The sequence below is a fragment of the Chitinophaga sp. CB10 genome (assembly GCA_001870995.2).
Lineage (GTDB): Bacteria > Bacteroidota > Bacteroidia > Chitinophagales > Chitinophagaceae > Chitinophaga.
Map to the genome: position 1 here is coordinate 253,698 of MLAV02000003.1, position 18,121 is coordinate 271,818.

Annotated in this window: 13 protein-coding genes; 4 read left to right on the plus strand and 9 right to left on the minus strand. The window is 44.2% G+C overall.

From position 1 onward, the window contains the following. Window positions 1–2: 2 nt before the first annotated feature. The 6 genes from BOC67_RS06495 to ybeY all read right to left on the minus strand — a co-directional run bounded on the left by BOC67_RS06495 (window position 3) and on the right by ybeY (window position 8,336). Window positions 3–440, minus strand: coding sequence for a hypothetical protein (locus tag BOC67_RS06495; protein WP_291908459.1), 438 nt, complete (start codon window positions 438–440; stop codon window positions 3–5). A 123-nt stretch (window positions 441–563) separates the two neighbouring features. Beyond that, a complete protein-coding gene (locus BOC67_RS06500; RefSeq protein WP_291908460.1) occupies window positions 564–1,274 on the minus strand; it encodes a porin family protein in 711 nt (236 codons plus the stop codon). Window positions 1,275–1,941: 667 nt separating this feature from the next. Further along, window positions 1,942–2,529: an RNA polymerase sigma factor gene (locus tag BOC67_RS06505; RefSeq protein ID WP_291908461.1), complete on the minus strand. Its 588-nt coding sequence runs from the start codon at window positions 2,527–2,529 to the stop codon at window positions 1,942–1,944. 498 nt (window positions 2,530–3,027) lie between these two features. Next, on the minus strand, window positions 3,028–4,896 hold the full coding sequence (gene mnmG, locus BOC67_RS06510) for a tRNA uridine-5-carboxymethylaminomethyl(34) synthesis enzyme MnmG (RefSeq protein ID WP_291908462.1): 1,869 nt from the start codon (window positions 4,894–4,896) through the stop codon (window positions 3,028–3,030). Window positions 4,897–5,711: 815 nt separating this feature from the next. Continuing rightward, window positions 5,712–6,317 (minus strand): hypothetical protein, encoded by a 606-nt coding sequence (locus tag BOC67_RS06515; RefSeq protein WP_291908463.1) that lies wholly within the window; start codon window positions 6,315–6,317, stop codon window positions 5,712–5,714. Between the two features lie 1,593 nt (window positions 6,318–7,910). Then, window positions 7,911–8,336: an rRNA maturation RNase YbeY gene (ybeY, locus tag BOC67_RS06520; RefSeq protein ID WP_291908464.1), complete on the minus strand. Its 426-nt coding sequence runs from the start codon at window positions 8,334–8,336 to the stop codon at window positions 7,911–7,913. Between the two features lie 156 nt (window positions 8,337–8,492). Between ybeY and BOC67_RS06525 the strand changes: the two genes are divergently transcribed. Both BOC67_RS06525 and BOC67_RS06530 read left to right on the plus strand, forming a co-directional pair. Continuing rightward, window positions 8,493–8,729 (plus strand): FeoA family protein, encoded by a 237-nt coding sequence (locus tag BOC67_RS06525; RefSeq protein WP_073082606.1) that lies wholly within the window; start codon window positions 8,493–8,495, stop codon window positions 8,727–8,729. A 365-nt stretch (window positions 8,730–9,094) separates the two neighbouring features. Then, the gene (locus tag BOC67_RS06530) at window positions 9,095–9,397 is read left to right on the plus strand and encodes a hypothetical protein (protein WP_291908467.1); all 303 of its coding nucleotides are present in this window, start codon (window positions 9,095–9,097) and stop codon (window positions 9,395–9,397) included. Between the two features lie 1,526 nt (window positions 9,398–10,923). On the opposite strand, the gene nadA is transcribed toward BOC67_RS06530, so the two are convergent. Beyond that, window positions 10,924–11,925: a quinolinate synthase NadA gene (nadA, locus tag BOC67_RS06535; protein ID WP_367115536.1), complete on the minus strand. Its 1,002-nt coding sequence runs from the start codon at window positions 11,923–11,925 to the stop codon at window positions 10,924–10,926. Window positions 11,926–12,698: 773 nt separating this feature from the next. Here nadA and BOC67_RS06540 point away from each other — a divergent pair. Together BOC67_RS06540 and BOC67_RS06545 are read left to right on the plus strand one after the other, a co-directional pair. Further along, on the plus strand, window positions 12,699–14,804 hold the full coding sequence (locus BOC67_RS06540) for a peptidylprolyl isomerase (protein WP_291908469.1): 2,106 nt from the start codon (window positions 12,699–12,701) through the stop codon (window positions 14,802–14,804). A gap of 121 nt (window positions 14,805–14,925) precedes the next feature. After that, on the plus strand, window positions 14,926–15,432 hold the full coding sequence (locus BOC67_RS06545; protein ID WP_291908471.1) for a DUF2480 family protein: 507 nt from the start codon (window positions 14,926–14,928) through the stop codon (window positions 15,430–15,432). A 5-nt stretch (window positions 15,433–15,437) separates the two neighbouring features. On the opposite strand, the gene corA is transcribed toward BOC67_RS06545, so the two are convergent. Both corA and BOC67_RS06555 read right to left on the minus strand, forming a co-directional pair. Next, entirely contained in the window at window positions 15,438–16,544 is a 1,107-nt protein-coding gene (corA, locus tag BOC67_RS06550) for a magnesium/cobalt transporter CorA (RefSeq protein WP_291908472.1), read from the minus strand. A 273-nt stretch (window positions 16,545–16,817) separates the two neighbouring features. Further along, on the minus strand, window positions 16,818–18,074 hold the full coding sequence (locus BOC67_RS06555) for a DUF3472 domain-containing protein (RefSeq protein WP_291908473.1): 1,257 nt from the start codon (window positions 18,072–18,074) through the stop codon (window positions 16,818–16,820). Window positions 18,075–18,121 lie beyond the last annotated feature (47 nt).

Consider the following 18,121-nt stretch of genomic DNA (forward strand, 5'->3'; position numbering starts at 1 on the left):
CGCTAATATTTTTCATCTTCAAAATCGTCCTCATCTTCGAGCAGGTCATCGTTGGTTTCTTCGAGGTCTTCGTGCCGGTCGCCCCCGATGCTGTAGATGTTATTCTCTTCATCTTCGCTGCCAATGGCCTCTTCCTCATCGTCTAAATCGGACCCGGGTACATCCAGGTCGTCCCCTACTTTATCATCACGCCAGGTTTCTTCCTGCTCATCGCCCTTAGGTTGTTTTTGCGCTTTTTGAGGCGGTAATTCACTGTTATGCCGGAAAGAGCGGGTTACTTCATCCATGTCCAGGTCAACTTCATTTTCGCGGTTGCCGCGGTTCATAATATCTTCACTGGCAGGGTATTGCGGGTATCCCGGAAACTCTTCCTGTTCCTTATTTTTCTTGTTTTTGCCGGCATCTGTGTTTTTAGGCGGATTATTTTTCTTGTTAGCCATATCAGTAATTTTTTAGAAACAGTAATATTTTCATGCCTGTTGGCATAGTTCCTCTCTTAAAAAATAACAATATAGCCGGGCCTTTGTTCATGGCCCGCAATGGTAGCGGATTTTAGCCGGGTATTACTTTTTGCGGCCGGTGAGGGTGAGCTGTAAGGTGATGCCGGAGGAATATAATTTCACTTGTCCTGCTCCCACCCCGGAAAGTGGAATTTTTGCGTATGGTTGCACGCCAAGAATGAGCCTGTTACCGACCGGTTGTTGGTACAATGCGCCCAGGTTCATTACGGCCAGGTAGTGTTTATTTTCATTGTTGATCACCTTTTCCTTATCGTAGCTGGGGTTGGCGTATCTGTAATTATATTTTTCCTTCAGCATGAAATAGCTGCTGGCGCCGGCGGTAGCGCTGATGCTGAAATTTTTCTTTTTAACGAACGCGTAGTTGAGGTTGAGCGGCACTTCGAGCACGTTGCAATTGGCGTCTATTTTTTTGAGGTAGCTGCTGGTAGTTCCGCTATAGTCCTGCGGTGTGGCGCCATACAATTTTTTACTGTAGGTAACGCCGGCGGATACGAACCATTTCGGTTTGAAGTAGTAGTGTAAAACTACGCCGGCATTAAATCCCAGTCGCGCATATTTGAAAGATGCGGCCACGTTGTAATCAGGGCCGGCAGACAAGCCAACATACAATCTGTTAAATGATTTTTTTGTTTTGGGTTGGGGGGAGATGTCTAATGCCGCGATGCCTGATTTTACCGGTAATTCCACCGTATCATCTATTTTCGTATGCCCGTGAACGTTAGTACCTGATGAAACGGGTTCCGTTAAACCCATTGCAATATTTTCGGTGGGATTTTGAGGGGTGAAAGTGTTTGGATCAGTGGTGATTTTTGAATGATTGTTAGTTGAATTTTGTTGTGTGAAAGTGTTTGTATTTATGGAGTTTTTTGAATGATTGTTAGTTTCACTTTGTTGTGTGAAAGTGTTTGTATTTATTGAGTTTTTTGAATGATTGTCAGTTTCACTTTGTTGTGTGAAAGTGTTTGTATTTATTGAGTTTTTTGAATGATTGTTAGTTTCACTTTGTTGTGTGAAATTATTTGTACTAGTAGACTTTTCCGGGTGATTGTTAGTTGAAAAAATGCCCGGATGAATTTGATTTTTAGTATGGATGTCAGGCGATGCGGTTGTCGTTTTTTGGGCGATAACCGGTACCGGGTTATTTTCAGCAAGCGCAGCAGCCGGCTGGTCTGAAACCTGCGCTGAGTCGCTTACTTTCGGTAATGCCACGATACGTCTTTTACGTTCTTCGGCTGGTTGGGATAACAGGAAAACGACTGCGATAGTGATCGCGCATAATGGCAGGATGACCCACCACCATAGCGGTGGTTTATCATCGTCTTTGTCTTTATTCAGCAAGTTTTCCATTTGATTCCAGGCGTCCTGGTCAAACGGAAAATCAGCTTCCTGCAGCTTTTTACGGATACTATTTTCGAAGTTGTCATTCATTGTTAAACAGGGATATATCAGCGCCAATACCGTCTATTTTGGGGGTACTGGCTATGTTCAGTATTCTTTCCTTCAATATTTTTTTTGCTTTGAACAGATTGGATTTAGATGTTCCTTCAGAGATGCCAAGCATGTGCGCTATTTCCTGGTGTTGATAACCATCCATTACATACAGGTTGAATACAGTCCGGTAAGCAGGCGGCAGGGCCTGTACGAGCTGCAATAGTTCGTTGTAACTGAGTTTATCTACTATACTGTCTGCTATACTGAGTTCTACTCCCGTGGATATTTCTTCAGTAAAGGCTATTTTCTTTTGTTTCCTCAGGTAGTCGATCGCGGTATTGACGATGATTTTAGCGAGCCAGGATTTAAAGGAACGGTTGGTATCGAAAGTCTGGATATGCTGAAATACTTTCAGAAATGCATCGTTGAGTATTTCGATCGCTTCTTCTCTTTGGTGTGCATAACGCATAGCAATGCTCATAGCATAGCCGAAAAAATTTCGGTACAGTGCTTCCTGGCTGCTGCGATTTTTTTTGCAGCAACCAGCAATGAGCTCATTAATCGATGAATCGTGCACGAATATCTTTTATGCCGGCAGTAAGCTGATCAATATTCCGGATCTTTCGTTAATTAGATACGAGCAAAAATTAAAAGGGGTTGCTTTTTACAAAAAATTAATCCTGCACCCAAATTTCGCATTTTTAGCCCGTTTTAGACACTACACCCCTTTTTGAACACAAACCCTCAATCTGAAACCGATCTTCGAAATTTACCCTGTTTCTGAGAGCCGTTTTTCGGGCATTCAGACTAATTTTTTTGTGTTTGGGGCATAAAAGTGCGGGTAAAAAGTTTCGGGTAAAAATGTTTGAGCGAAAAGTTTGACCAAAAAGTTTGAGGGAAAAAGTTGAGCGTAAAAGTTGAGCGTAAAGGTTCCACCAAAAAATTGAGCAAAAAAATTTGAGCAAAAAAACTCAGGGGATAAAACCTTTGGGTATTAAAAAACTTTTGGGGCATAAAAAAAGGTAACCGCTTTTTAACCGGTTACCTTTTATATTATGATTTTGCTATGTCAGGATTATCTGCCCATGTACACCATGAGGATTTGTACATCGCTTGGATTTACGCCGCTGATCCGGCTGGCTTGTCCGAGCGTGCGTGGGCGGATTTTATTGAATTTCTGTTTTGCCTCTGCGGAAAGTGAAACCAGTTTTCCGTAGTCGAATGAATCCGGGATGACCAGGTCTTCGAGCTGACTCATTTTTTGCACCAGTTCATTTTCTTTTTCGATATACACTTCGTACTTCACCTGGATTTCTGCTTCTTCGAGGATTTCGTTATCGAAGCCTTCGAGCGCTTTCGCGATTTTAGGCACTTCGTTTTTCATGGAGAAAATATCGAGTCCCGGGCGGAGTAATATTTGGTGAGCCTTTTGTTTTTGCGTCAATGGCGCAGAGGACTTGGATTGCAGTAATCCGTCGATTTCTGCCGGTTCAACAGAGAGTTCCTTGAGGATGGATTTGATTTTTTCCACGCCATCTTTTTTCTGTTGTACCCTGGCCATTCTTTCTTCGGAGGCCAGGCCCATTTTGTAGCTTCTTTCCGTGAGCCGGAGGTCCGCATTATCCTGGCGCAGCAGGGTACGGAATTCGGCCCTGGAAGTGAACATACGGTAAGGCTCTTCCGTGCCTTTATTGATCAGGTCATCGATGAGTACACCGATGTATGCTTCGCTTCTTTTCAGTACAAACGGGTCCTGTTCAGTAGCTTTCAGGTGTGCGTTGATGCCAGCCATTAATCCCTGGCAGGCAGCTTCCTCGTAGCCGGTGGTACCGTTTATTTGTCCGGCGAAAAACAGGTTTTGCACCTGTTTGGTTTCGAGGGAGAACTGCAGCTGGGTAGGCGGGAAATAATCGTACTCAATCGCATATCCCGGGCGGAACATCCGGACGTTTTCGAAACCTGGCACCATACGCAGCGCTTTCATTTGTACATCTTCCGGCAGGGAGGTGGAGAAACCATTTACATAAATTTCCACCGTATCCCATCCTTCCGGTTCTACGAACAGCTGATGCCTTTCTCTTTCTGCGAAGCGATTGATTTTGTCCTCGATACTTGGGCAGTAGCGGGGCCCGGTTCCCTGGATGCGTCCCTGGAACATGGGCGACCTGTCGAACCCGGTACGGAGCATATCATGTACAGCCTCGCTGGTATAAGTGATCCAGCAGCTACGTTGCTGCTCGGGTTTAATTTTAGGGATGTTGAGGTAGGAGAATCCGGTGATTTCATCATCCCCTTTCTGCTCTTCCATTTTGGAATAATCGAGGCTGCGGCCATCGATTCTTGGAGGCGTTCCGGTTTTAAGGCGGTCGCTTTCAAAGCCCAGGGATACCAGTTGTTCGGTAATACCTGTTGCGGCTTTTTCGGCAACGCGGCCACCGCCGAATTGTTTTTCACCTATATGGATAACGCCATTGAGGAAGGTACCATTTGTTAGTACCACTGCTTTGGCTTTGATTTCATGTCCGAGGCCGGTAACCACGCCATAGCATCTGCCATCTTTTACGAGCAGTCCTTTTACCATGTCCTGGTAGAAGTCCACATTAGGCGTTTTTTCCAGGGCTTCTCTCCACTTTGCCGCGAAGAGCATGCGGTCATTCTGTGTTCTTGGGCTCCACATAGCAGGACCTTTAGAACGGTTCAGCATGCGGAACTGTATCATGGATTGGTCCGTAATGATACCGGAATAACCACCCAGCGCATCGATTTCACGTACAATCTGCCCTTTGGCGATACCTCCCATAGCAGGGTTACAGCTCATCTGTGCGATGGTCTGCATGTTCATGGTCACCAGGAGTACCTTTGAACCCATATTGGCAGCAGCAGCAGCCGCTTCACAACCTGCGTGCCCTGCACCTACAACTATTATATCGTATGAAGGAAACATATTAAAATTGAAAGTGCAAAATTACATAGAAGTAGGGAGATTGTGGTTAGAAAATGGGATGTTCCACGTGGAACATAGAAATGGGAGGAAACGGTGACAAATGGGAGTGGAGGTTTGGAGGAGGAGGAATATCGGTGTGTGTCCCTTCGGGTTGATATGATGAAGTAGGCGCTAAAGGGAGTCTTTAATCAAAGATGGATTCCTGGTCCGGGCTTTAATATATTATAAGGGATCATTTTATGCCCTGTACAAGGGATCATTTTTTTGATTTTGTATGCATAGGAATGGCCTTCTTTGTATTGTCCGCACGCACCTGTATCCTGGTTCCAATTATTAACCAATTAAAAACACTATTGAACCGTGCCAGGTCGGATATCAATACGTGGACAGATACCTAGCATCATAAGCATACAGACCCTAGTCCAGGACAAATTACCTGCATATGGATCCTTGGGTACAAAGCTGTAAAGGAATAGACACCCAAAGGCCGAACGCTATTATAAATCTACAGTGTCACGTAGAGGAAGACCATCCATAGAGTTTTACCAGACATTTCAGCTGGGCAATGTGATATGCAGCCTTGCCGGATTCCCCATAATTGGGTCCCTCGTCAGGAGCTATCAGGGAGCTGAAACAAATGGCGTCATGATAGTATGCGACTCAGGATGGAGCAGTGAAGAAGAATAATAGCAGCTCCACTTATATATTAAGCTTCCCTTGTCTATTATTAGTAGTATATATCTTCGCTATGTTCGCGCAATTCTTATTTATCTAAACAGGCAATATGTTCCACGTGGAACATACGATCCTTTTATTCAATAACAAAAGGAAACCAAGGCAACTCCATTCTCAAGGCAGAACGCCACATTCCTTTTAAGTGCATCTATTCCATCATAGATACCTGCCTCCTCTTCATCCTCCTCGGAAATCGACAGTATGTGTTCCCGGGAAATCTGCACATTTACCAACTCCCGCTGCAGTGCTAAGAGATCCTCTTTGAAAAGTATCCCGGACAATGGCCATTCATTAGGCAACGGAAGCCCTAACTCCAACTTGCCATTCAAAAGCACCTCCTCTATTTCAATATCCAGGTTATAGTCTTCCTGTAGAATTTGATTTATAAGGTCCGTCTCATAATTGAGCGCAATACCTGGTCCATTGCCCAGCCGGCGCCCTTGATAGTCAATAAGCGTAATTAAAGCATTCCAATAACTGGGCGCATACCTGGCATCAAGGGTATCTCCAGCTATGAGTTGCTTTAGCGCTTTTTCGGTTCCAAGATCAGCCGGCAGGTCCAGACGAAGGTATTTTTGATACGTTTCTGTTTGCTGTACGGACTTTAGTAGCTTATCATCCCGGGAACCAAGAAGATTATTTAGTTGATCAAAGCTGATTCCATAGGAGAAAATAAAATATCCCATAAAAATGAATTGAGGGTTAAGGTTTTTCAGTTTTCACCGGTCACTTCAGTATGTGTACCCGAATTACTAATATAATCATTACAAAGGGTATCTGGTTTACCGGTAGCAGGAATTAATTCAGCAGGATAATGAGGCGGGGATATACAGAGGGAAGTACCGGAGGTGCAAGCGCTAAACTAACCCTAAAGTAGATACGCTCAAAGGTTATGCGAACGAATTAAAGTGCCGTGTATGTGCGAGGGTTTGTAATTTTTCAACCATATTCAGTTCGTTGTATAAGTGCGGGTCAATGGAATAGTCGGTTTCCAGCATTTTATGCAGGAGCTTAGCGGGAAGATGGGAGAATAATGGTAAAACCAGTTATTCTAATAAGAGGTGATGGCAGTACTTCCAGATAGCAAGGGTCTGCTTAACGGAAAGAAATGAGAATGTTTTATTGTAAACTCTTAATGAATGGCTCGCCTGTGTTCACTAAGCTTTTAATATTTTAAAGCCTACAGGGAACAGGAAATGTGTTGACATAGGAGGAGGAAAAGAAAGGTACATAATCATGGAAGACTTTCCTATTCCAGTGGAACAACGGGCGGAAAGGTTCGCAAAGGTAAAAGGGTAGAAATTCTTAAGGCAGATATGATGTGCAACTCCAACTACTGCCCCCTACATTATAGTTCCTAACCCCAATAAGGCTCATCCAGGCCATAAGACCGGGAATATCCTACATTACACTGGCATTGAATGGCTGGCCACCCGCAACCGTAATATCGGCTATATTCTACCTAAAGATCCCGTTCCCTCATGGATGAAAACCAAACTAACCAGCTGGAACGATGTGTATAAACCGCATGCCATTACAACTTAAAATCCATGGTGACTACCATGCGGAAATGAGTGGCATGAAGTACCCCTCCTGTACTCTACGGACCTGCTATACCAGGCTAGCCTACTCCTCTAAAGGGTATAAGATCTATGACCTAATGACGCCTTTCCGGCCAGAGCTGGCCAGGCGCAACCGGCATAAAAACGATGCTTAAGCTTGGGAGGGTATTTGATAGCTTTGGGCAGGGAGTTCGTTCCTGGTTAATTGACCATACCGGTCCAAAGTTATCTGCGATAAGGACACTTACGGCGAACAACCCAACCTAACATCAACATAAGTACTTTCCAGCATAACCTAATACCTATCCTACTACCCTACTTATATTTACAACCTTTATATCCTTTACACCTCAGTAATTATGGCCTATATCCTGGATCCCCTTTATTCCTTCATTCCTGCATGTTTTTAAACCTAAATAGCTACATTCCTATGTTCAAATATTCCTGCGTTGCCCTTTTGCTTTAAATCTTCCTTTCTATATTACTTTAAATCCATATTCCCATACTCCTATACTCCTATATTCTACATCACTTTAACCCCTATCCTCCTTGGATCTCCCTACTCTTACATTCCTATATTCTCCTATTATCTTTTACATAAGCACACCACACTTATCCCTCCCGATCAAACCATTCCAAAAAAATGTTCCACGTGAAACATTCCGGTGAATCATTTCCGAAATGTTCCACGTGGAACATCACCATTTAGTTTAAATATTATTGACCGAAGTACAATTTCAGGTTCTCCTCTTCCTTATCCCGCATTAGCTGCTCTTCCTTCTTTGTTTTGTCTTTGTATCCGCATAGATGCAAGGCGCCATGGAAGATCACGCGGTGCAGCTCCTGCTCCTCGGAAACACCGAATTTTGCTGCATTATCAATCACCCTATCCAGGCTCACATAGATTTCTCCCTCAGTAACATCCGGATCTTCCGACATTTCGAAGGTTACAATATCCGTATAGGTATCATGATTAAGGAACTGTTTGTTTATTTCCAGTAAATAATCATCGGTACAGAAGATATAGTGTAAGCCATTCAGCCCCTGTCCTTCCCTTTTGAACAAATCTTTTAAAAATGCTTTGAGTTTAGTCCTGTTTTTTAGCTTCAGCTTTACCTCGTGCGCTGTAAATTGTATTGCCATAACTCACTGTTAAAATTGATGTAAAAGTAAAATGAAAATCCCATCCGGGAATGTTTCTTTTTGCATATTGCAGCATCAGGGGTACCTTTGTTGCGTAGTCCTTGTGAATATTCCCCCAATGCTGAATCTTAATATAAACGGACCAATTGTCAGATAATGAAAAATGCCATTATTAAATTGTCCTCACTTGCTACAGGTAAAAGTGCAGTGATAATAGAATTTGAAAAAGACGATCTTCATATCAAACTGATGGAAATGGGTTGCGTACCCGGCGAAACAGTAAAAATTGAGAAGGTTGCGCCACTCGGAGATCCGATTTCAATCATGGTAGCTGGTTACAATTTATCGCTCCGAAAAACAGAAGCTGATCATATTTGGGTAGAGGAAATTTAATCCTCTACCTTTTTTTTGTCCCTTTCCCGGACATATTCCTCCCCTGTGCTTAATCTCCCCTGTATCAGATTGGTGTATAGATCCCTAACTATCCTGATATCATGGAGCTCCAGTTGTTTGAAGAAGGCCCAGGGCCGCTTGCTCATCAAAAAACCACATTTCTGACAAGAAATCAGGAAAAATTAAGTCTACAAGCCAGGTTTTCAACAGAATTTTCCATTTCTAAGCCTTTTCTCAAGCACATGTAGCAAAAAATTTCAAAATTTTTTGCGCTTCAGTGAATCGAACAAAAAAAAATCAAAAAAATTTTTTAAAAATGGGGGGCTTGATAGGCTTTTGACCCGAAAAACTACCCAGGCCAATTAATGTACTGCAACCTTACATCTGAAAGCATTCGTGCTGATTGGCCCGGAGCAGGAGAAAAAAGAAAAATTTTTGAAATTTTGGCGCTGTTTTCCACAATTCCAGCTCAAAATCATGTGGATGTAGCAAAAAAACAGAAAAAATCACTCACTTTTCCACCACTTTCTCTCAAAAAGGCAATTTTCGCCTTGCAAAAAGCAATTCTAAAAAAATTTTTTTTACGCACCCATTCATTTTTCCACATTTTCCAGAAAAAAAACACAAAATATCATCCTGGCTCAAACGATATCCAGCGTTTTATCTGAAATCCAACAAAACCAAAGCACGCTCCTGTCAATATTAAAAAAAGAAACACGCTGACAATGAGAAAAATGCTGGTTTACCGGGGTAGCTCAAGGAAAATTAAAAGTGTGGAAACCACAGCGACATATGATAAGCCCCAGGATTGCATATAATCACACACATCCAGCCTGGGCACACCTAAAAATGAAATATTGAACTCTCAGCACGTTCGCAATGCCGTGAGATTTGCATATAACCTCAAACATTTGCCCCTCACCACGTCATAGTAATCCGTTCAATTCTCAGCGCCTTCCCTTCGCCGTGAGAATCGTTTAAAAAAGAGCTGCCTGGCATTTGTATAAAACTCCAGTATAAATATTCAATTCTCAGCGCATTGCCAAAGCCGTGAGATTTGCACGAAATCAACAAAACCCATACGCATAGAGGCCCGCATAAAATATTCAATTCTCAGCCCATTGGTAACGCGTCGAGAATCGCACGAAAAAACCGACTCCCTACAACTATACACCTGCGCGCAATTCTCAGCTCGCTTCCATAGCCGTGAGAATTAAAAATCTTAGAAATCCGCGGGGTTATCCCGGAGTTTTTACCTCCATTTAATTCTCAAGGCCTTCATTTTTATTTTCAATAAGTGAAAGCAAAAAAAAATTTTTTAATTCGGGGCCTTGTACACAAAAATGTGGATAAACAGGGAGGCTACATGTGGATTATAAAACGAAAATCAAAAAAAAGCGCGCTGACAATCACCCGAAAAACTAAATTCCGGGGTTACCACAGGTAATAAATATATATGCTACTCTCAGGGCATTCATTAGAAATGCGTTTACACGCCCCTATTCTCAAATCCCGCTATCCACTAAAAGAGAATTGTAAATATTTAATTCTCAACGCATTACCCACCTTTTGAGAATCGCGTAAAATATTTTTTCCTGTGGGTATGCCAGCACCGAAAAAAATTTTTAATTCTCAGCGCCTTCATTTTTAGTTTTTAAGGGAAAACTTGATGAAAATATTTTCGCTGTTGATAACTGTGGATAACCAGGTTGATAAGTGATTTTCAGTTTAAAGCGCTTTACAATGGCGTAGACGATAGAACCTCGTGGGTATGCCTCGGTAAAAGATTTCATTCAATTCTCAGACGGCTCCCCTGCATACCAGCTAAGAGCGCGACAATTAATTATCTTAATCCTCTGTCCAATATCATTGTGAAAATTGAATTCTCACGACGCAAATCACCCCGTGAGAATCGAATAAAATTTTATTTCCTGCGGTTATCCTTGATCGATTTTAAATTTTAAATTCTCAGGGCCTTCATTTTTTAATTTCATCGCCGTTTTTAACATTCGCTGTGTAAAAGTATGTGCAGATATGGGTTAACCTGTGAAATTACTGGGGAAAGAAAAATTGAAAAATTTAATTAATGTACTTGTAAGTCATTGATAATTAATAAAAAATTGGTACAAAAAAGAAAACCCGTGTAATGTGATTACACGGGTCTTAAATAATGTGAATAATGTTGAAAACTATCTTATAAACCAGCAGCAGCACTAATCTCTAACATTCTTTCAATCGGCTTCAAGGCAGCCAAACGAAGATTTTCGTCCATCGTGATTTCAGGCTGCTCATATTCCATACACAGGTAGAGTTTCTCTAATGTGTTCAGCTTCATATGCGGACAATCATTGCAAGCGCATGCATTGTTCGGTGGCGCCGGGATGAAAGTTTTGTTTGGATTGTCTTTCTGCATCTGGTGAAGAATACCCGTTTCAGTCACTACGATGTATTCCTGTGCATCGTCCTTTTGGGTGAATTTCAGGATGCCGGTTGTGGAACCAATGTAATCCGCCACTTCCAGCACCGCCGGCTCACACTCCGGATGCGCCACTATCTTGGCTTTCGGATGACGAACCTTCAGTTTCATGATCTTTTCCAGGGAAAATATCTCATGGACCATGCAGGCGCCATTCCACAAAACCATGTCTCTACCCGTTTTTTTGACCAAATAAGCGCCTAAATTCCTATCGGGGGCAAAAATGATCGGCTGATCCTTGGGGACGCTTTCGATGATTTTTTCGGCATTAGACGAGGTGCAGATGATATCGCTGAGCGCTTTCATACCCGCAGAACAGTTCACATACGAAATCACGATATGATCGGGGTATTTCTCACGAAACTTCCTGAACAGCTCCGGCGGCGCACTGTCCGCCAAGGAGCAACCCGCTTTCAGATCCGGCAGCAGCACTTTTTTCTGTGGACTGAGGATTTTCGCGGTTTCCGCCATGAAATGCACACCGGCAAACACGATGATATCCGCATCCGTTTTAGCAGCGGCCTGAGCCAGCCCCAAACTGTCCCCAATGTAATCTGCAATATCCTGGATGTCCGGCTCCTGGTAATAGTGCGCCAGGATAATGGCATTTTTGCGTTTTTTCAAATCTTCGATCGCCGCAAACAAATCCAGGGACGGATCCACCGGTATATCCAAAAATCCGTTGTGTTGCAAATTTTTTTTTGCGGTGGCAAAATCCATAATCATGACTATATATCTATTTATTTATTTAAAAAGAAAAGCCCACTACTATTAGGGCTGTGAATATGTGGAAATTAAATTTCTGACCTTGATACAAATGTAGTTGTTATTCCTTTTGTCTTCATTATCCACACCAAAATTAACACCCTCTTTCCGCGCCAATACTGAATTCCGTCATTTTCATCCACATACGTGGATAACCTCCTGCGTGTAAATCTTTTCACTATCCACCCTATTAGGAAATTGTTAAAAGATCACTTTTAAAATCCACAATCCACATTTTGAAATCCTAAGGGAAACTTTTGGCATAAAAACAAAATTAGTTTTACGTGTGTACAAAGGCACCTTTTCCCACCTTATTTTACGTTTTACAGGGGTTTTTACACATCAATTGTGGAAAAAAAACAACGGGGAATGAAAAAACGCCAAAAATGAAATACAAGCTGTTATGCCTTGTTTTATTCACAAAATCCTGTGGATTGCGTTTTTCCACTTTTTCACATTTGTGCATAAGGCTGTCGCCGTTTTTTAATCCCCTCCCTGCAAAAATACACCGCCAAACGGGCTTATGAAAGTAATTCACCAATCCATAAAACACTTCCTCAAAATGTGCTTTATTGTGGAAAACCTGTTAATGAATAGCAGTACATAAAAGTGTTATACATGGCTCAAACCCTTTGCTGTATTGGGTTTCGACATAAAAAATACTCTTTTGCAGTTACAACTATTTTATTCTATTTTTGCTTTCCTTAAAAATGTAGACTATATAATATATGTCAGTAATTCAGAAAATCAGGGACAAGTATGCCGTAGTTATCATAGTGGTGATCTGCGTGGCGATTGTTAGTTTCCTGTTGCAGGATGCCTTCTTTGGCAGAAATTCCGTTGGTGGCCGTTCCACGTCCGTTGGTAAAGTGAATGGCGAAGAACTTCAGTATGCAGATTATCAGCGTCGGATATCCGACTATGAAAATAACGTACGCATGCAGATGGGTAACGTTAGCCTGACTGAAGAAGATCGTCAGCGTATCCGCGAACAAGTTTGGAACCAATTCCTGACAGAAGAAATTTTAAAAGGAGAATACAGCAAACTGGGCCTGCAGGTTACTGACGCTGAAGTGGTAGACCAATTCACCGGCGCTAACCCTAACCCGATTGTAATGCAGCAGTTTGGCCGCGATGGTCAGCTGGACCGCGTGCAAATGCAGCAGGCTATCTCCCAGGGCGGCTCCAACCCACAGATCCGCGAGGCCCTGCACCAAATGCAGGCGCAAATCGCCCAGTACCAACTGCAACGTAAATACCTGACCCTGGTTAGACAAGGTATATATTATCCTAAATGGTTAGCAAAACAACAACAGGAAGATAACAGCCAGGTGGCTAACATCTCTTATGTGAACGTGCCTTACGCTACCATCTCTGATTCAGCAGTAGCCGTTACGGATGCTGAACTGAACAGCTACATCCAGCAGCATAAGAAAATGTTCCAGGTGGAAGAATCCCGCAAACTGGAATATGTTTCCTTTGACGCTATTCCTTCCAGCGCCGATACCGCCAGTGCACTGCAGCAGCTGATGGCGCTCAAACTGGAACTGGATACTGTTAGCAATAAAGATATTGCCGGTTTCATCAACCGCAACTCCGATTCTAAATTCTTCGACGGTTATATCGCTAAGAGCGAAGCTAAATTCCCCATGAAAGATTCCATCGTGGATCTGCCGGTGGGCGGCGTTTTCGGCCCTTACTACGACAATCACCTGATTGCGTTCGCAAAAATGGTGGATCGTAAAATGATGCCAGACAGCGTGAAGGTGCGTCACATCCTCATCGCTGAAAATCCTAACGCCGGCGTTACTGACTCAGTAGCTAAAGGCCGTGCGGACAGCATCCTGGCCGCTGTGAAAGGTGGTGCTTCTTTCGCTGAAATGGTGACCAAATACTCCGACGATAACGGCAGCAAGGCCAACAACGGCGAGTACCAGCTCACTCCTTCCACCGCCAGCCAATTCCCGGCTGAGTTTAAAGACTTCGCACTGGATGGCCCTACCGGCGAATATAAAGTGGTGAAAACCCAGATCGGTTACCATGTAATGCAGGTGGTTGAAAAGAAAAACATCGGGCCTGCTATTAAAGTAGCTTACCTGGCCAAACCGGTAGAAGCAAGTAAAGAAACCAATAACACTGCTTATTCCGCCGCCAGCGACTTCGCCGCTAAAGCGCGCACCAACGCTGCGTTCAATAAAACTATCCAGGAAGGCAAACTGGTAAAACGTATTGCCGACAACGTTCGTCCTATGGACTTCGTGATTCCTGGCCTGGGTCAGTCCCGCGAACTGGTTCGTTGGGCATACGACGCTAAAAAAGGCGATGTGAGCCCGGTATTCACCCTGGATGATAAATATGTAGTAGCTGTACTGTCTACCGTTCGTGAAGAAGGTACCGCTCCGCTGGAAGATGTACGCCAGCTGGTGGAAGCAGAAGTGAAAAAACAGAAAAAAGCTGAGCAGATCATCGCTAAACTGGGTAAACCTACTTCCCTGGATGCTGCCGCTAAAGCTACTTCCCAGCCAGTGCTGAAAGGCGACGGCGTAACCTTCTCTACTCCTTTCATCGCTTCCCTCGGTTTCGAGCCGCGCGTAGCTGGTGCTGCTTTCAACAAAAACTGGGGCACCAAAGCAGTTTCTGCTCCAATTGAAGGTAACAGCGGCGTGTACGTGATCAAAGTGGATAACTACCAGCCATCCGGCCAGCCAGCACAGGATATCCCTGCTATGCAGGCTGCTTACGAACAGAGCGTTACTTCCATGCTGGATAACCAACTGTTCATGGTCCTGAAAAAACTGAGCAACGTGAAAGATACCCGCGCTAAGCTCTTCTAAGAGATACATTTTTAACTGACATAAGGAAACGCCTCCGCCATCAGCGGGGGCGTTTTTGTGTTTATACGGTGACAATTAACGTGAGGGCTATTTCGTAAATTTGTAGTCAAAATGCGGAAAAATGGAAGAAATCGTAAATAAAGTAGCACAGAGCGGACTGGAAACAATAGACCTGGAACAGTTTTATCCGGAAGGAGAAATTGTGATTTTTGACCTAAAACCCTTCCTTTTCATGGAAATGATCCTGAAAGAGAAGGATTTCAGAGCCGCTTTACAGTCGCACGACTGGGAACAATACCGTGGAAAAAACGTAGGGATTATCTGCAGCGTAGACACCGTTATCCCCATGTGGGCCTATATGCTGGTTATGACCTACCTGGAGCCGGTGGCTGCCTATGCGGCATTCGGTGATGCCGATTTTATTTACAGTACGCTTTACCTGCGTAACCTGAATACCATTAACCTGGCGGACTTTACAGATAAAAGAATCGTTATTAAAGGCTGTGGGGATAAACGGGTGAGCGAAGTGGCCTATGCTGAAATAACCCGCCTGCTGCGCCCGGTAGTGAAAAGCATTATGTATGGGGAACCTTGCTCCACCGTACCTATCTATAAAAAGAAAGCGTAATAAGCCTAAAACCACCCCCGCTTTCTGAACAGCCAGATCATAAATAGCAACATAAAGCCCATGACGCCCAGGGTGATGAAATAGCCATTCCTGGAATGCAGCTCCGGCATATTGTCGAAGTTCATGCCGTATATGCCTGCCAGTAAAGTCAGCGGCGCCATCAAAGTAGTCACCACTGCCAGCACTTTCATGATCTCGTTCAGCTTCAGGTTTAGCTGGGTATGATACATTTCCTGCAGGTTCAGCACCATTTCCCGGTAGGTTTCGGCCAGCTCCGTGCATTGTACAATATGGTCAAACACGTCCTTGAAATACTTGGTGTCCCTGTCTTCCAGTACATCGCTTTCGCTTTTCATAAACCCGTTTACCAGTTCCCGCACCGGTACAATAGACCGTTTGAAGAGGAGGACTTCCCGCCGCAGGAAATTAATCCGCGCCATGGTTTTGGTGTTCGGGTAGTGCTGCACCAGGTCTTCCATCAGTTCAATTCTTTCCCCCAGCTTGTCCAGCACCACGAAGTAATTATCCACAATGATGTCAATTAAGGAATAGCAGAGGTAATCCGAAGAGCCGTTGCGTATCCGGGAAGAGGCTATACGCAGTTTTTCCCGGATGGGATCAAAGAGGTCCCTCGTAGGATCGTCCTGGAAGGAGATGACGAAACGCTTACCCAGTACAATACTTACCTGCTCCTGCTCTATCGTGGAGGTTTCGGAATTATAATACATCATTGGGAGGAGGCAAAAAAGCTGTTCGCCTATCTCGTCCATTTTTGCGCGCTGGCCCACGCTGATAATATCTTCTTCCAGCAGCGGATGTATCATAAAACAGGTGGCAATGGCATGCACGTCCTCTTTTTTGATGCCGTCCACATTTATCCAGGTAATATTTTCAGATGCGAGATATGGGTAGGTGTCCGCTACGGACACCAGCTTCCTTTCCTCCAGGGAGGCAGGACTGTAATTGAATATGGATATGCGGGATTCATCAACCGGCGTTCTCATTGCGGTGGGTACAGAGGGATTATAGTTCATAATCCGCTGTTTTTTCACTTTAAATGGGTTCAGTACGTCCAGTACCTGGGGAATAGGCAGGATTTTTTTGTTAGCCATATTCAAATGCCGGTTTTTTCGGGTGTAAGATCCAATTTCTACGCCTAATTTAAGATTTTGTTTTGTTGATAATTTATTCCGAAAAATCAATCCAGCGAAGGGTTTTCTTAAAAGTATCGCGCTCCTTGTAAGCCTATAGACTAACTAGGATAATTATTGTGAAAAATCCCCGTCTGTTCAGGCAGACGGGGATTCCTTTGAAAGAGAACTATTTTGTTGATGGGTATAAGCTCAAGGGAGATTATACCCCGTAGTTAAGCGCCAGTTATATTTTTAGAACTTAGGGAGATGAATATCTGGTTGCTGGCCAGTGGCCGGGCGGGTGAACATATCCCCGTACTGGGCATTAGCAGGTTTAAAACCGCTGTTCCAAAGATAGAACCATCCATTTTCGGAACCGCCGCCGAAGTCTATGCGATCCTTAGCTTTAGCAGTGGCATCGTTGGTGAATTTGGCCTGCGTGAGTTCTATCCATTCCCCGGTGTCGGTCTTGATCCAATGGTTGCCGAAGTAGCCTTTGCGGCCCAGGTGCCCGTTTTCGAAGGAGAAGTTTTCCAGGAAGGAATACAGGTGCCCCATGTATTTACCGTCTTTCGGCGCCCTGAAGCTGGCGATCAGCTTCCACTCTTTATGCTCAGGTACGTAAAAGTAGGCTGTATAGGTAGTATAGGTTCCTTCCGGCACGCTGTGCATGAGGAAGCGGTAAGTATTACCGGCTTTCCAGTTATATACCCAATGACTGTGCCCGCCGGTACCTTCGCCGCCGAAGCCGCTGGCATCCACGCTGTCCCCTTTCGCGAGCAGCACTACCTGGTCCTCATACTTCACTTTGGACCTGGATTCCGGCTCCCCGCCTGCATCCCATACGGAGAAGATAATTCTCCTTTCAGTGGGCGAGTTTACCTGCATGCCGAAATAACCCCTGTGGAATCCGCAGGACATGAAGTAGGTACCGAGCTTATCTTCCCCTTCCGGCACTTTTATCTCCCCATAAAACCACTCTACATTTTTACCTGCCGGTACCGGGTAGCCGAGGTGTACAGAGGCCGCTCTGCGCCAGGGCTTCGGGTTATACTGAATGTCCTTCACTGCGGCGCCTTCCAGGTTAACGGACTTCACATCCGCATAGACGTTTCCTTTCTTCTCAATGCCTCTCAGGGAAACGCAGTAAAAACCGGGCGTTTTAATCTTTGTTTCCAGCGCCGGGATTTTCGTATAGTCGCTGCTGTTGGCTACTGTAATCGTTTTTTCCACACCGTTAACTTTTACGCCGATCTTGCTGTCGCCATCAGCTTTGGCCGTCACGGCCACTTTCAGCGTACCGGGCGTAGCAACGTGAAAATAGAAATTAACGGTATTGTCGTTATCCGTCCAGCCTACAACGCCATTGCGCTGGCTGATTTTCACATGTTCCTCTGCGGGATCGGCGTAGGCGGTAAAGCCAGGAAGGTCCGCCTGGGGAGTTTGTGCAAAAGCACCGGGGGCGGCAGCTGTCAGGAACAGCGCCAGCAGTAACCAATTCTTTTTCATTGTTCTTTTGATTGATAGACAGCAAATAAAAGCGCTGCAAACGCCAA

Coding starts and splice junctions, on each gene's coding strand:
- BOC67_RS06500 (WP_291908460.1), bottom strand. CDS start 1,274: ATGGGTTTAACGGAACCCGTTTCATCAGGTACTAACGTTCACGGGCAT.
- BOC67_RS06540 (WP_291908469.1), top strand. CDS start 12,699: ATGTCAGTAATTCAGAAAATCAGGGACAAGTATGCCGTAGTTATCATA.
- BOC67_RS06545 (WP_291908471.1), top strand. CDS start 14,926: ATGGAAGAAATCGTAAATAAAGTAGCACAGAGCGGACTGGAAACAATA.
- BOC67_RS06515 (WP_291908463.1), bottom strand. CDS start 6,317: ATGGGATATTTTATTTTCTCCTATGGAATCAGCTTTGATCAACTAAAT.
- BOC67_RS06495 (WP_291908459.1), bottom strand. CDS start 440: ATGGCTAACAAGAAAAATAATCCGCCTAAAAACACAGATGCCGGCAAA.
- BOC67_RS06530 (WP_291908467.1), top strand. CDS start 9,095: ATGTACTGCAACCTTACATCTGAAAGCATTCGTGCTGATTGGCCCGGA.
- corA (WP_291908472.1), bottom strand. CDS start 16,544: ATGGCTAACAAAAAAATCCTGCCTATTCCCCAGGTACTGGACGTACTG.
- mnmG (WP_291908462.1), bottom strand. CDS start 4,896: ATGTTTCCTTCATACGATATAATAGTTGTAGGTGCAGGGCACGCAGGT.
- ybeY (WP_291908464.1), bottom strand. CDS start 8,336: ATGGCAATACAATTTACAGCGCACGAGGTAAAGCTGAAGCTAAAAAAC.
- BOC67_RS06555 (WP_291908473.1), bottom strand. CDS start 18,074: ATGAAAAAGAATTGGTTACTGCTGGCGCTGTTCCTGACAGCTGCCGCC.
- BOC67_RS06525 (WP_073082606.1), top strand. CDS start 8,493: ATGAAAAATGCCATTATTAAATTGTCCTCACTTGCTACAGGTAAAAGT.
- nadA (WP_367115536.1), bottom strand. CDS start 11,925: ATGGATTTTGCCACCGCAAAAAAAAATTTGCAACACAACGGATTTTTG.